Genomic DNA, 14,839 nt, shown 5'->3' with positions numbered 1-14,839 from the left:
GCCACCCTCGATCCGGATAAAAATAACGCGCTCATGCCGCCGCCCCACGCATTGGTTCGTCCTGGCCCAGGTCGAAGCGGCCCAATACCTTGACCTTGGAGTTGCTCCCCAGCTCGGCAAAAGACATCACCGGCACATGGTTGAACTCATCCAGCAAAAGCGCCCGTAACGGGCTGCGCAGATCCTGGGCAACCAACAGCACGCTCTTGGTTTTCGGCCGTAGCACAAAGGCCTGGTTGAGCAGCCCGACCAAGGCCGCACTGCTGTCGTTATCAAGGGCGAAAAACACCCCGCTCTGGGTTTGGCGCAACGCTTCGCGCAGGATGTTCTCGGTCTGTGGCGACAGGAGCCACGCATGCAGGCCATCGGCTTCGCTGTACTGGTGAAAAATCTGCGACTTGAGGGCGATCCGTGCGTAATCGGCCAGGGCATCCGGTTCACGCTCATGCTGGCCGTACTCGATCAATGACTCGACGATCAAACGTACGGCGCGCAATGGCACACCCTCACTCGCCAGGCGCTGCAGCACCGACGAAAAGCGCGAAAGCGGCATGATGCGCTGCAGCTCCTGCACCAGCTCCGGCTGGTTGTGTTCAAGCCAACTGAGGATCGACTTGCATTCCTGGATGCCGAGAAACCGCGGTCCGCTCAGCAACATCGCCCGCTTCATCCGTTCGATGATCAGGCTCTGGGCGCTGAAACGCTCAATCTGGGGGTCATCGAGCAATGGATCATCAGGGTCGAGCCACAGCCAGTCCGCCTCGTCCCGCTCGGCCAGGCCTCTATCGCCCCTGTCCGGGGGCTGCGCCAAGGAGGCATATTCAACCGCAACACGGTCGCTGAGGGTTGCCGTCACGGTCGGAACTTCATGCACGCAAAAGCGCATCTCGTCGACGGCCAGCGCCTCACTGAACTCGGCTTCGAACGGGGGTAGCGTCAGCCCGATATTGGCGACCAGCGCATTTCGGGCCTGACGAATTTTTTGCACGATGTCGATGACCTCTGGGGCCCCGTACATCTGGCTGTTGAATTGCAGCAGATACGGCCGTGACGGGTCGAAGCCACGCAGGTCTTCACTGCCGTTCTCTTCCGGACGGACCGCTTTTTCGTCCGACGCCGCCGGGGAGTCCTCGCGCTGACGCTGGCGCATGAGGTAGTACCCCAGGGAGCCGGTCATCAGCGAAATCAGAATGAACACCACGGTAGGCATGCCGGGAAGCGTGGCGAAGGCCAACATGCCCACCGACGCGATCATCCAGCTCTTGGGTTCGCTGGTCATCTGCCGCGCAATTTCGGCGCCCATGTTGGTGACGCCCTTGCGCCCGTCCGGCGCCACTCGGGTAATGATCATGCCGGCCGTCAGGGAGATCAACAGCGCGGGAATCTGTGCGATCAGGCCGTCGCCGATCGTCAGTACCGAATACAGCGCCATCGACTCGCCCGCGCTCATCCCGTGCTGGAACATGCCGGTAGAAAAGCCTCCCAGCAGGTTGATGACCACGATGATCAGACCGGCAACGGCATCGCCCTTGACGAACTTCATGGCCCCGTCCATCGCCCCGAACAGCTGGCTTTCGCGGGATAACTGCTCACGTTTGTCCCGAGCCTGCATACCATCGATCAACCCGGCGCGCAGGTCACTGTCGATCGACATCTGCTTGCCCGGCATCGCATCCAGACTGAAGCGGGCAGCCACTTCGGCGACCCGCTCCGAACCTTTGGTGATCACCAGGAAGTTGACGATGGTCAGGATCATGAAGATCACCAGCCCCACCGCCAGGTTGCCGCCCACCACGAAATTACCGAACGCTTCCACAATATCGCCCGCGTCCTGCTCCAGCAGAATCAAGCGTGTGGTGGCAATCGACAGGGCCAGGCGAAACATGGTGGTCAACAGCAGGATCGATGGAAACGACGAGAACGCCAACGGCCCCGGCAAGTACAGCGCCAGTACGATCAACAAGCAGGAAATACAGATGTTCAATGCGATCAGGATGTCCACCAGCCAAGTGGGCAGCGGCACGATAAAGATAAACACGATGGCCAGGACCACCACCGCGCCGAGCACTTCGGCACGCCGCGCCACCTTGAGCAGCACGCCATTGACCGATGACAGCAGTGTCACCCGGACGTCCTCGTCTCGCCGGGAAACGTCTGATGACCGCGCTCTTCGCGCGCCCACTCAACCATGACGTCCTTGAACGCTTTCACGGCAGATGCCTGGGATTGCGCATCAAGCCACCAGTCCCTGGGCAGACTTTCTACTTGCGTGGCCAATTCATTAAGCGAGCGCAGACGAGCGGCAAGCAGCGTCCCCCCAAACTCACTGGCCAGCCTTTGCACCTCGGCCGCATCGATACCGGTACTGGCATAACCCAGAAAGCGCTGCAATAAATCCACCGCCTCCAGATCGACGTTCAGGCGCCGGATCAACGCATCACAGTTGCCCAGCACCGAGCGCAATTGACGACACTGCGCCAACCCCTTAAGCAGCAGGTGCAATTTTTCCGTGGGCACCGACTGGGTGTGCGCCGCGATATCGCCGTTCAGCGCCTGCGTCATCAGGTCGACGCCTTTGGAAAACGCCGTTAAGCCGTACATCTTCAACAGCGTCTGCAGCATCAACGCCAAGGATTGGCGAACGACCACGGAAGCGTAATAAAGCGTACGCACGTCCTGACGCTCCTGCGGGTCAGCGCTGGCCTCCTTCAATGCCAAGGCGATATTCAGGCCTGCCTGGATGTGCCCACCGAAATCCTGCCTCAGCGCTTTCAAGGCCCCGCGCGCCAGGCCCTCTTCTACTGTCAGCCCATTGGTCTGCGCTTCGTTGGCGATGAATTGAAGCACCACGAAGGCACGCGCGGGGTCACCACCGGCATGGCTTACCAATTTTTCGACAGTGGGCTTGCGCAGCAACTCGAACCGAAGCCGACGAACAACGGTTTCCAGCGTGGCCAGGCCGGGGTGACCCAGTTGTTCATAGAGCTGCACGAACTCTGTGACAGGCGAAACTTTTGTGCCAATGGATCGCCGGCCCAGGGCCTGTGCGTTGAGTGCCACTTCTTCGCTGAAAATCTGCGCGATGTCATCTAAGCCCTGCGAACGGATTGGCACATCGACAGTGCTCACACTGGGCTTATCCGCAGGTTGGATCTGCTGCACATCGTTGAAGGATTCGACTTTCATGGGCGGGCCAGAATGGGAAGTTTGTGTCCCTATGTGGCAAGCCGCTGCGGTTCAGTTCCATCAAAACATTTCACGGCGAGGGGTATGAAAATACCCGCACACCCAGATCGTCTTCTTTGCAAGTTACGGCACAGAAAACCCCTAACAAAAAATATATATATATATAAATCAATAAGTTGTGTGTTTTTCCCATTTGGCACAGCCGGTGCAAAAGGGGTCCCTATCGAAACCATTTCGATCGAGCCTTCCCGGAGGAAAAACAACATGAAAATACCTATTGGCGATCTAGTTCACCTCGTCGGCAATTCGCCTCAGTTCATGGTCCAGCTGACGGACGACCAGCAGAAAAAACTGCGACGCTTCATTCATAAACGCGTGCTCAACCCTGAAGATGCGGACGATCTCCTGCAATTGACTTACCTGGAAGCATGGCGCAACAGAGAGCGTTTCAGCGGGCAGGCCACACTCAGCACCTGGATGTGCGGAATTGCGCAGAATTTGATCCGCAACCACTTCAGGCGCATGTATGCCAAACCGGTGCATTGCGAGTTCGATGAATCGTTGTGGCATGGCCAGGAAGAACACAACAGCCTGGACTGGGAGTTTGAAGTCAACCGACGGCTTGAAAAGACCCTGAACGCCATCGACCACTTGCCGATAGAAATGCGCAAAACGCTTTACGCTTCGCTCGAGACCGATGGTAGCTATCAGGACACCGCCGATGCGTTGGACATCCCCATCGGCACGGTACGCTCACGTTTGTCGCGAGCGCGCGAACAGCTCAAACGCGTGACGCGCAACCCGTTGCCGTAAGTCTCGCCACAGCAACACCGTTGGGCGAAAGGGATATCTGCCCAACACGATTGACGCTTGATGGGCGCGACAGCACGAGAATCGCAGCCTGAAGAGCCCCCGCCGCTCGTCGCCAATCAGCCTGTTTTTCGTTAAACAGTTGAAAGCGTAGAAAAAACTTAACAAAACCTCTTGACGCATTCCCGTTCTGCGCGAATAATGCGCGCCACTTGGCTACATAGCTCAGTTGGTTAGAGCATAGCATTCATAATGCTGGGGTCCGGGGTTCAAGTCCCTGTGTAGCCACCAAGTACTAAAAACGGCTTACCGAAAGGTAGGCCGTTTTTTTATGCCCGCTGTTTACCTTTCAGGCGGTGGAAGCCGGCGTCCTTATGCGCAGGTCCCCCAAGTCGATCGTCAGGTCATGGCCAGGCAGGCTGTTCAGCGTATCGTTCAAGTTCATCCGTAGCGGTTTATCCGCATCCACCCCGTACTCGAAGTCGACGTTGACCTGTTTTTGCGTATAGCTGATGGCCGCGCTGCTGGAAAAACTCAGATTCATCATGGCTGGCACCGACATGCCATGGGACTGGCTCGCGGTGTAGCTCATGCTCATGCTTTTCACGCGCAGGTTGTTCGGATCTCCCAGTGCCCGCTTGATCAGCGGCTCGGTATCTGCGCCCGCGAGCAGGCTGCGCTCGATGGTGCGTAGAACCTCTGGCTTGAGCTCCATGCCAAGCCTCACTGAAGTCCCGTCACCCCGCTGCAGTTGACCGATCACCTGGGCAAACTGCGGGTCATCCTTGAGCCACTGTTCGATGGCAGCCTTGTTGGCCGGCGCGACATCGTCCAACCAGTCATGCCGCCCGTTATCGCGTAACCCCACGCGCGTGACGGAAGACTCGACCGATGCCAACTGCTGCAGCCCCTTGTTCATCAAGTCTTGTTGGGTCATCAACGTGTCCAGCGACTGACTAATGGCGTAATAAGCGTCCGGCTTTGTCGCCAACGCCGGATGAGTGGAAAGAAACTGCTGCAACTTGGCCATTTGTTCTTTTGGGGAGCCCTGCGCGCCCAACGGGTCAGCGGCGGCCAAGTCCCGTTTGAACTGGGGGAATACAGTGACAGGCTGCCGTGAATATCATCGACCTGAGATTGAGTCACTGGCTGCGGCGGCTTGAAAGAAAAGCTGAAGGCCTGTGACTGCCCACGGTCAAATTTCACCATGACCGATACGTCCGCCGAGGCCGCAACCATCGTCGCCGGCCCGCCGGCCCCGGCACTGCCCGCCAACGCCATCGCACTGATCGGCGCAAAGTTGGCCCCCACGCCGCCCTGCCTCAGCCACCGCGCGCTGCTTGCCTGGTCACGGCTGGTGCCCGTCGCAGAGCGCGTGGTGGCTTGGCTTTTATCCGTGTGCGCAAGGTTAAGGTTACCCATCACTCCAATCCCGGCGCGTATCGCTGAATCCAACTCGGCGATGTCTTCCTGCGGGCTGTACATCAAACGCAGTTGCGCGAGCCCATCCAGGTTAACGTCAGCACTGAGTTTCGAGCTTTCGCCAGCCGCGTGTTTCTCGCCCAGCGCCAATAAGTCGTGAAAGCCCCCGGACTGCCCCATCAGTATCGACATCATCTTACCGAAGTCCGACTCCTTCACATCGAAACTGATGTTCGATCCAGTGTTCTTCGCAACGGCCGCCGTCAGCTCACCGGCAACCCTCAGGCCGGGCCCCACTGCACCGCCCCCGCGACCTAACGTCACCCCCGTGGCCACGGAGCCGGCCAGGCGCCGCATATCGTCGCTGTTGATCTCAACCCTGGCGCCTGTGTCGGTACGACTGATACTCACGCCATGCGTATGAGACTTGGAGGCTCCCAGAAAAAATTCTACGGCTGACACAGGCTTTATACCGGTCAGCATCAGCCCCAGGCTTTCGCCCTGGGTTCGGCTGGGGTTAAGGGTTTGACCACTTTCCATCTGCTGCACTTGCTGTGTCATTGCCTGCGTAATGGACGCATCGGCGGGCAACCCCAGCAGGCCCGAAAGGTGCCAATGCAAGGCAGACCCCGGCGTGCCAAGGTCCTTGGCCAATAGCTTGAAATTGTCATACAGGGATTCCGCCTGGCGGTAACTGGCGACTTTCTGGCTGGACAGTTTATGGACAGGGCTGTCATCAAACCCTTTCATTACAGTGCCCACGGACGCTTCGATTCTTTTCAAGGCACTGGGGCTGTGGCCAGTAGTGCTGTCGAGTTCCTTGGCCAAGTCGTTTAGTTGCTTGAGCGTATTGGCATGGTGAATAAGGTCGCCCTCGACGAGGGCCGCAGGGTGGTCGAGATCGCGTTTACGCTCAGGTTTCCACTTGGGCAGTGTCAAGCCTTGACCTTCGAAGTTGGCCAGCAGGCCTGCGGTTGAAGGCTCCGATGAAGGCGCAACCCGTTTGAATGCCTCATGCAGTTGGTGCAGCGTCGACTCAGGGCTCGTCAGCGCTCGGCTCAGCGTGGGCCGTGGGTCAAACGCCAGCCCGTGTACGTCTCCTAACAGGCGGGCGCTTGACTGGCTGCTTTCTGTTACCTGCGTCAACGCCTGGCTGATCCGCATGGCCAATGCCTGACGCGGCCCGGGCTCGCACAGGGCGGCGAGACGCGCATTCAGGTCAGCGGCAACCGGCTTGCTCTTGGAAAGCGATGCGAGCTGCTGGTGCAGTTGCTTATCGTCAGCATAAACGTGCTCCAGCCCACGGCGCCCGTTTACATGATGTTGAATGAATTTGCCTTTCTCACTGATGGCTTCCAGAGGATGAAAGTGCGCATTGAGTCCCTGGAAAAAATTGCGCTGGAGCGGCACGCCTTCACGGGTTTGCCCCACGACAGTGCTTGTGGCCGTCAGCGCGCCTCCTGCCATCGGCTTGCGCATCTGCGCGGCCGATAACGTATCGGCCAATGAGGGCCGCTGCACCGCCACTGCCAACGGCCCCCACGCCATTGCGCCCAAGGCCGCCTTATCGAGTCGATGGAACTGTTTATCCCATCCGCCAACCAGATGCTTGTCAGCCCCCATCCGCAAGGAATCCAGCAATTGGCCCTGCGGCAATTCAATCTGGGTCCAGCTTGGCGCGGCACCGTCGCGGCCCTGCCAGGCGTGGTGATCCGCCTTGAACAACTCGCCCGCCTGGGTGTGTGCATAAAGACTTGCTTCATGATCGAGCGCCAGGGTTTGTATGGCGAGCGCGGGGGAAAGCCGTAACGGGTTGACCACCCCATCCACGCAGGCTTGAAGCTGATGGTTTTTATCGACAGTTACAAAGTTGCGACCGTCAGCGATAGCGAATCCAGTGACAGGGCGCTGAGGATCGCCCGCCAGCACCTCGTCAAGTGACACTTGAGGACGGGGCTTGGGCAGTGCGCTCAATTCATGGCTGGCCCCCTCGAAGACGGGGTCACGCACCTTTTGCAGGGTCACCGCTTTGAGCTGCCCTTCCTGCAGCACATAGGCACGTCCGTCCAACCCTCGCTCCAGCTGTGTGACGCCCTGCAGCCCCGAGTGATCCCAACGTTGCGCAGCCGCGTCCCAGCTCAACAACGCGCCTGCGTCAAACGCAACCTTGCCGCGTGGGCCCAGGTCGACTGCGCTCGTCAGCGCCTGCTGGCTGGGCAACGGCAGACCTTTCTCGATGCCCTTGACCCACACATCGCTCAGGTTCCACTGAGGGCGCAGCCCGCTTGCGTTATCCACGGGGACGCTGTGCAGTTGCTGCCGGGCATCGCGAACCTGGGCATTGAGCTGCCCGGCATCATCATGGAAGAAGCCTTCGACACGCACAGCGCCCTTTAGCGCCTGCTCCAATGATTCGAGCGATTGCGCAGCCATCGGCAACACGCCGTCCCGAGCCATGCGCACATCCGCGCGCAGCAGTTCGCCGTCGGCCGTGGCCGCATACAGCGTACTGCCGGCCAAACCGATTCGGGTAAGTTGCACAGGGGCGCCGGTCTCATCAATCGGGCGTACATCCGCCGCGCCGGCACCTTGAATCTGCACCATCGGCGCGCCCTGAACCTGACTCAATACAACCGAGCTGCGCCCCTGTGCACTGCTGTCCAGCGCCCCCTGGGGTGTCTTCGACAAGTGCCCCTCACCGGTCAGCCCAATACGGCTGTAGGCCTGGTTGTCGGGGTCGGGCAACCACGCCAGGGTGAGAGGTTCGAAGCGATACAGGCGCTGTTCGTCCAGACGAAACTGCTTGCCGTCGACCGTCGTCTGTACACTGCTGACGCTTGCCAAATGCCCGCGACCAGGGCTGTCAAATGACGAAACGCCCCCGTCGCCGCCGACAGGATCGGGCACGCTGCTTTTGAATACCGCCGCGACAGCGGGCGTAGACTGAATATGAAACAGGTAATCTCGCCCATCCCTGACACGCAAGGTGCCTGCGGCGCTGGCGCCATCGGCGACAAAGTGTTTGGTTGGCGCGTTGAGATGAAGAGCGATATCGCGTGCCACCCTGGTCGTGTCAGGTTCCAGCTGCCCGTCCTTGAGGCGGATATCGAACAGCATTGAGGCGGGGGTCAACGATTGATAGCGGGGTGACTGCTGGGCGGGCACCGCAGCCTTGCCGGGTGTGGGGGAGTGGTCGATAACACTGAGCTGCGCGTGGGGAAAATTGTCTAGTCTTCTGTGCATAACTGGCTCCAGAAATAGCTTAATACCAGTAATGCTGTGAGCGTTTACGTGGCTTTGGTTCCAGCGTCGCGGAATAAAACCAGGCCTCGACGGGCTCATTCAGAAAAAACAGCCCGCCCGTCCCTCCCCGTCTTTAGTGCGTTACAGTCTGCCGACAGGAAGACCAGATCATTCTCAAGATGAACGGAGTTCAGCGCGTGCTTTTTATTTCCCGCCGTCAACTGGCAATAGTTGCCACCACCCTCGCCCTGGCCGGCTGCCACACCGCAATCAATGAATCACCGCCCGCCCCGGAGCTGGGTTCGGGCTATCGCACCGACCTCGCCCCCCGCCACGCCGAACGTCATATGGCCGCCGCCGCCAACCCGCTGGCCACCGAAGCCGGGCGCGAGATGTTGCGCCAGGGCGGCTCGGCAATCGATGCGGCGATCGCCATGCAAGCGGTGCTGACGCTGGTTGAACCGCAGTCCTCCGGCATCGGCGGAGGCGCCTTTATCATGCTGTGGGACGGCGTAAACGTGCACGCCTATGATGGCCGTGAAACCGCCCCGGCCGGGGCGACAGAGCGGCTATTCCTGAACGCCGACGGTACGCCGATGGCATTCACCGATGCGCAGATTGGCGGGCGCTCGGTGGGCACGCCAGGGGTATTGCGGGCCCTGGAAATGGCGCACAAGCAGCACGGCCATCTGCAATGGGCCAAGCTGTTCGAACCGGCGATTCGTTTGTCCGAACAGGGTTTCGCGATTTCCCCGCGCTTGCACAGCTTGATCGCGGCCGACCGCTTTATCGCGCAATCGCCGGACATGGCCGCTTACTTTCTGAACGCCGATGGGTCGCCAAAAGCCACCGGCACGCTGTTGAAGAACCCGGCGCTGGCGAAGGTGTTCAAACGCATCGCCAAGGAAGGGCCGGATGCGCTGTATCGCGGCCCGATTGCCGATGAGATTGCGCGCAAGGTGCAAGGCAATCGCAATGCTGGCAGCCTGACTCAGGCCGACCTTACGGGCTACGCCGCCAAGGAGCGCACACCGCTGTGTACCGACTACAAACACTGGAAGGTGTGTGGCATGCCGCCGCCATCGTCGGGTGGGATCGCCGTTGCGCAAATCCTCGGTACGTTGCAAGCGTTGGAGACCCGCGATCCACGTCTGGCCATCGCGCCGATGATGCCAATCCGGAGCACCTCGCCCGCCGGGCTTGAACCGACGCCCGAGGCCGTGCACCTGATCGCTGAAGCCGGGCGCCTGGCCTTCGCTGACCGTGCACTTTACGTGGCCGATGCGGACTTTACGCCGGTGCCGGTCGCAGGTCTCATCGCCCCCGATTACCTGGCCCAGCGCGCCGCACTGATCGGTGAACGCAGCATGGGCGTGGCCAAGCCAGGCCAACCGGCGGGCATCCGGGTAGCCTACGCGCCAGACCGATCGCCGCTGCGTATCTCCACCTCACAAGTGGTGGCCGTGGATGACCAGGGTGGCGCCGTTTCGATGACCACCACAGTGGAAGCAGCGTTCGGCTCCCATGTGATGGTGCAGGGCTTTTTGCTCAATAACCAGATGACCGACTTCTCGTTCATTGCCCAAGAAAACGGCCAGCCCGTCGCCAACCGCGTGCAGCCCGGCAAGCGGCCGCGTTCGGCCATGGCACCGACGCTGGTGTTCGATCGTCAGAGCGGTGAATTGCTGGCCACGGTGGGTTCGCCGGGCGGCTCGCAGATCATCGAGTATGTGAGCAAATCACTGGTGGCCATGCTCGATTGGAAACTCGACCCGCAAGCTGCGATCAGCCTGCCCAATTTCGGTAGCCGCAACGGCGCCACCGAACTGGAGGCCGGGTTGTTCAGCCCGGGCGTGAAGCAGGCATTGAAGAGCAAGGGCCATGCGCTGAGCGAGATCGATATGACCAGCGGCGTCCAGGCGATCGTTCGCACACAGGATGCTCAGGGCAAGGTGTCACTCAGCGGCGGTGCAGACCCACGGCGCGAAGGCGAAGCACTGGGCGATTGACCCGCCCTGTGTGGCGCGGCGAGTTGAAAGCAAGGCTTCCTGCCAAGGCTCGCCAGCCTCTGCACGATCGTACAAGACCTCGGCAGACAAGGCATACAGACTGGGTTAACGTGTTTCCACCTCCTTTTGTGACAAGTCACCATGGGCAACCCTACCCACACCCTCGACTGGCTGCACCGCGCCCCGCACGCCAGCGGCCTGGACCGTATCGAGGCGTACTTTGCCGGCTTTGCGTTCGACCCCCATCGCCATGACACCTACGCCATCGGCCGCACGTTGTTCGGCGTACAGAGTTTTCATTATCGCGGCGGCATGACCCACAGCTTGCCCGGCACCACCATGGTCATTCACCCCGATGAAGTCCATGACGGCCGCGCTGGCAGCACGGAAGGCTTCAAGTACCGGATGATTTATGTGCAGCCGGCGCTGATCCAGCAGATCCTCGGCGGCAAGCCGTTGCCCTTCATACCCGGCGGTGTGTCCACCGACCCTCGGCTGCATCGCGCCAGCGAAGCGTTGCTGCAAAGCCTGGATTGCCCGATCGACCCGATGCAGGAGCAGGACGCGATGTTCGACCTGGCCCAGGCGCTGAGCGAGGCGTGCGGCGCAATCGCCAACCGCAAATCCTTTGACTACATCGCCGCTGAGCGCGCCCGGGAATTTATCCACAGCGCCCTGGGCCGCAGCATCACCCTGGATGAAATGGCCGAGCATGCCGAGCGCGACCGCTGGGCATTGTCGCGGGATTTCCGCTTGCTGTTCGGCACCAGCCCCTACCGCTACCTGACCATGCGTCGCTTGGACCTGGTGCGCCAATTGTTGGCCCAGGGCCTGCCACTGGTGGATGCGGCGATGACCGCCGGCTTCACCGACCAAAGCCACATGACCCGGCAATTTCGCAGCGCCTACGGCATGCCGCCGTCGCGGTGGGTGAAGATGCTCGGGCGCTGATTGATCGTTCCCGCGCTCTGCGTGGGAATGCCTCCTGGGACGCTCCGCGTCCCGCCAGCGCACAGGTGACGCGGAGCGTCACGGGCTGCATTCCCACGCAGGAGCGTGGGAACGATCTTTGACTTGGAATGCATTCAAATGTGGGAGGGGGCTTGCTCCCGATGGCGGTGTATCAGCGACAGATAGGCTGGCTGACACGCTGCTATCGGGAGCAAGCCCCCTCCCACATTTGAGTGCTGTTGTGTTCAAAACCGCGTACGGCGTTGGCGCGGGCTTTGAGAGAAAAAACCTAATCAGTCAGTTCGTCAGTTGGTTGGCAAATTGCCCGACGGCGCTCACCACTTTTTGCGCGCCATCCTGAATCTCCACGATCACCGTGCCCGCTTCCGCCGCCAGCGCCAGGCCTTGCTCGGCTTGCTGGCGGCCGCCGACCATCAAGGCTACTGCGTCGCGGGCCATGTCCTGGTTCTGACGCACGACACCGACTATTTCTTCGGTGGCTTTGCTGGTCCGAGAAGCCAATTGCCGCACCTCATCGGCCACCACCGCAAAGCCACGTCCCTGCTCACCTGCCCGCGCAGCTTCAATGGCCGCGTTGAGCGCCAGCAGGTTGGTCTGCTCGGCGATGCCGCTGATGGTCTTGACGATGCTGCCGATCACCTGGGACTGGGCGTTCAACGCCTCGATACCTTCGCCGGCCCGCTGCATATGCTCGGCCAGATCACGCATTACCTCCACCGCCTGAGTCACCACGGTGGTGCCGCGCTGGGCGCTGTCATCGGTTTGCCGGGAGGTGCTGTAGGCAATGTTGGCGGCCTCGGCCACCGCAAGCTCGCGGTTGACCTGGTCGGTGATCACCGTGGCGAACTTGACCACTTTGTACAGCCGCTCATTGGCGTCAGCCACCGGGTTATAGGTGGCTTCCAACCACACCAGGCGGCCATGACTGTCCACGCGTTTGAAGCGCGCCGCGACGAACTCGCCGGCGTTCAGGCGCTTCCAGAATTGCTGGTACTCGGGACTGTTGTATTCCTGTGGCTCACAGAACATACGGTGATGTTTACCCTGGATCTGCGCCAGGCTGTAACCCATGGCGTTGAGGAAGCGGTCGTTGGCGGTGAGCACCTGCCCGTCCAGGTCGAATTCGATCAACGCGGTGGAGCGCATCAGCGCGGTGATCAGGTTTTCATGTTCACGCGAACTCTCGATGGTGCGCGTGAGGTCGCTGGAATACATCGCAAAATGCAGAAGGCGCCCGTCCGAACTGCGCACCGGCTGTAGGATCGAGCGTAGCCACGCCTCTTTGCCAGTGCCACGCATCAAGCGCACGGCTCCCGCGAAGTGTTCGCCACGCGCCAGCGCATGCTTGAAGCGCAACTGGAACTCGTTCTGGCGGATGTGGGCCGGCGTCAGGTCTTCGATCGGCCGCCCCACAATCTCGCCCAACGGGTAGGCCAGTTCCCGCAGGAAGTTGGCATTCGCCCACTCCACCCGCCCATCAGGACCGAGCGTCAGACACAGCATTTCGTTTTCCAGGCTCTCTTTAACCTGGAGCAAGCTCGACAATTCTTCGCGAAGAGCCGACAGCTCCTGCTTCAGGCGGGTATTGAACATGGGGCACCGATGGCAAGTGAGGTGGGTGTCTAACCTGCATCGGCGCAGCTGGCCTTTTCTGAAGAGGGCTTGCGGCATTGGCCGAACTATATTCCGCTCTCGATGATGGTCGGCGCGTTGTTGCTCTGGCACTTTCTGACCTGAACCTCAGCCCGCCAAGGTGTGGCGCTTGCCGAACAGCGCCACGCTCCCCACCCCCACCGCCCCCATCACCACGCAATAGCCCACGCAAATCCACGGACTAGTGGGCATCAACGCAATCAACATCAGCGGCGTAGTGCTCGCCCACAGCGCATAGGCGATATTGTAGGTGAAGGAAATTCCCGATACGCGCACATGCGCCGGAAACAGGCCGACCATCACCGACGGCACCGCGCCCACCACCCCGCAGCTCAAGCCGGCCACGGCATACGCCGCGCCCAGCCAGACGCCGCCGTTGATCAGGCTGGCATACAGGATAAACACCCCCACCGGCAGCAGCAGGCTGTAGACCAGTACCGCGCGCCAGGCGCCAATGCGGTCGACCAGCAGGCCAGCCAGCACGCAGCCAATGTTGAGGAACACAATTCCCAACGCGCTCAAGGCGAAGGTGTGGCTGGGGCTCATGCCGAAGGTTTTCTGCATCATGGTCGGGGTGATGACAACGAGGACCACCACCGCCGACGTGAGCACACAGGTGAGGATCATCGCCGGCAGCAACACGGCGCGGTGGTCGCGTAATACGGTGCGCAGCGGCAGTTCGGCAGCGGCCTGGCGGCGGGCCTGCATTTCGAGGAACACCGGGGTTTCGCTGAGCCAGCGGCGCAGCCATACGCCGATCACACCGAATACGCCGCCGAGCAGGAAGGGCAAGCGCCAGGCGTAGTCGAGAATCTCGGCCGGGGTGAATACCTGTGCAAGCAGCGTGGCGGTGAGTGCGCCGAGCAAATAGCCGAACGTCAGGCCGGCTTGCAGAAAACCCAGGGCATAACCGCGATGGTTGCGCGGGGCGTGTTCAGCGACGAAGGTCCAGGCGCTGGGCACTTCACCGCCCACCGCGGCGCCTTGTAATACACGCAGCGCCAGCAGGATCAGCGGTGCGAAATAGCCGATTTGCGCGTAGGTCGGCATGATGCCGATCAGCAGGCAGGGCAAGGCCATCATCAGGATGCTCAGGCTGAACACGCGCTTGCGTCCCAGGTGATCGGCAAAGTGCGCCATCAGAATGCCACCCAGCGGGCGGGCGAGGTAGCCGGTGACGAAGATGCCAAAGCTTTGCAGCAGGCGTAGCCACTCGGGCATTTCCGGGGGGAAAAACAGTTGGCTGAGGGTCAGCGCGAAGAACACGAAGATAATGAAGTCGTAGATTTCCAAGGCGCCACCGAGGGCGGCCAGGCCCAGGGTTTTGTAGTCGGAGCGGGAAAAACGCTGCGCCTGTGACGAAAAGGTGGCAGTCATGTACGGGCTCGGCAGACAAACAAAATGGCGTGCAGGTTATGAGTTGCACCGGATGATGGCAATCGCGACGGATATATTTGTTTTACTCATTGATCAATGAAGATAACTACATTCCCAAATCAATGACCTTGGAGGAACATGCCGAAAAACTGCCATCCCCCATAATA

Annotated in this window: 9 protein-coding genes and 1 tRNA gene; 4 read left to right on the top strand and 6 right to left on the bottom strand. The window is 60.6% G+C overall.

Going from position 1 to position 14,839, the window contains the following annotated elements; all coding sequences use genetic code 11:
• Window positions 1-31 precede the first annotated feature (31 nt).
• Window positions 32-2,125, bottom strand: coding sequence for a type III secretion system export apparatus subunit SctV (gene sctV, locus C4J92_RS03780; protein WP_124403007.1), 2,094 nt, complete (start codon window positions 2,123-2,125; stop codon window positions 32-34).
• Window positions 2,122-3,186 (bottom strand): HrpJ domain-containing protein, encoded by a 1,065-nt coding sequence (locus tag C4J92_RS03775; RefSeq protein ID WP_124403006.1) that lies wholly within the window; start codon window positions 3,184-3,186, stop codon window positions 2,122-2,124. Before C4J92_RS03775 ends, sctV begins: the two co-directional genes overlap by 4 nt.
• Before the next feature lie 264 nt (window positions 3,187-3,450).
• Here C4J92_RS03775 and C4J92_RS03770 point away from each other — a divergent pair, with 264 nt between their 5' ends.
• Together C4J92_RS03770 and C4J92_RS03765 are read left to right on the top strand one after the other, a co-directional pair.
• Complete coding sequence (locus tag C4J92_RS03770) at window positions 3,451-3,999, top strand: RNA polymerase sigma factor (RefSeq protein ID WP_124361172.1); 549 nt, start codon at window positions 3,451-3,453, stop codon at window positions 3,997-3,999.
• 211 nt (window positions 4,000-4,210) lie between these two features.
• Window positions 4,211-4,287, top strand: a tRNA-Met gene (locus tag C4J92_RS03765).
• Between the two features lie 58 nt (window positions 4,288-4,345).
• Here the strand turns inward: C4J92_RS03765 and C4J92_RS27115 are convergent.
• On the bottom strand, window positions 4,346-5,026 hold the full coding sequence (locus tag C4J92_RS27115; protein ID WP_372238367.1) for an AvrE-family type 3 secretion system effector: 681 nt from the start codon (window positions 5,024-5,026) through the stop codon (window positions 4,346-4,348).
• Window positions 4,933-8,661 (bottom strand): AvrE-family type 3 secretion system effector, encoded by a 3,729-nt coding sequence (locus C4J92_RS03760; RefSeq protein ID WP_256657448.1) that lies wholly within the window; start codon window positions 8,659-8,661, stop codon window positions 4,933-4,935. Before C4J92_RS03760 ends, C4J92_RS27115 begins: the two co-directional genes overlap by 94 nt.
• Before the next feature lie 197 nt (window positions 8,662-8,858).
• On the opposite strand from C4J92_RS03760, the gene ggt reads away from it, so the two are divergent.
• Window positions 8,859-10,670 carry a gamma-glutamyltransferase gene (ggt, locus tag C4J92_RS03755; RefSeq protein ID WP_372238366.1) on the top strand — a complete coding sequence of 604 codons (1,812 nt, stop codon included), beginning with the start codon at window positions 8,859-8,861 and terminating at the stop codon, window positions 10,668-10,670.
• A gap of 141 nt (window positions 10,671-10,811) precedes the next feature.
• Window positions 10,812-11,621, top strand: a complete 810-nt coding sequence (locus tag C4J92_RS03750) for an AraC family transcriptional regulator (RefSeq protein WP_124403004.1) — start codon at window positions 10,812-10,814, stop codon at window positions 11,619-11,621.
• A 297-nt stretch (window positions 11,622-11,918) separates the two neighbouring features.
• Here C4J92_RS03750 and C4J92_RS03745 read toward each other — a convergent pair whose 3' ends face one another.
• Both C4J92_RS03745 and C4J92_RS03740 read right to left on the bottom strand, forming a co-directional pair.
• On the bottom strand, window positions 11,919-13,235 hold the full coding sequence (locus C4J92_RS03745; protein WP_124403003.1) for a PAS domain-containing methyl-accepting chemotaxis protein: 1,317 nt from the start codon (window positions 13,233-13,235) through the stop codon (window positions 11,919-11,921).
• A gap of 147 nt (window positions 13,236-13,382) precedes the next feature.
• Entirely contained in the window at window positions 13,383-14,672 is a 1,290-nt protein-coding gene (locus tag C4J92_RS03740; RefSeq protein ID WP_124403002.1) for an MFS transporter, read from the bottom strand.
• Window positions 14,673-14,839: the final 167 nt, after the last annotated feature.

It is taken from the genome of Pseudomonas sp. R3-18-08 (assembly GCF_003852065.1).
Lineage (GTDB): Bacteria > Pseudomonadota > Gammaproteobacteria > Pseudomonadales > Pseudomonadaceae > Aquipseudomonas.
This window is presented reverse-complemented; position numbering and strand designations above follow the sequence as displayed.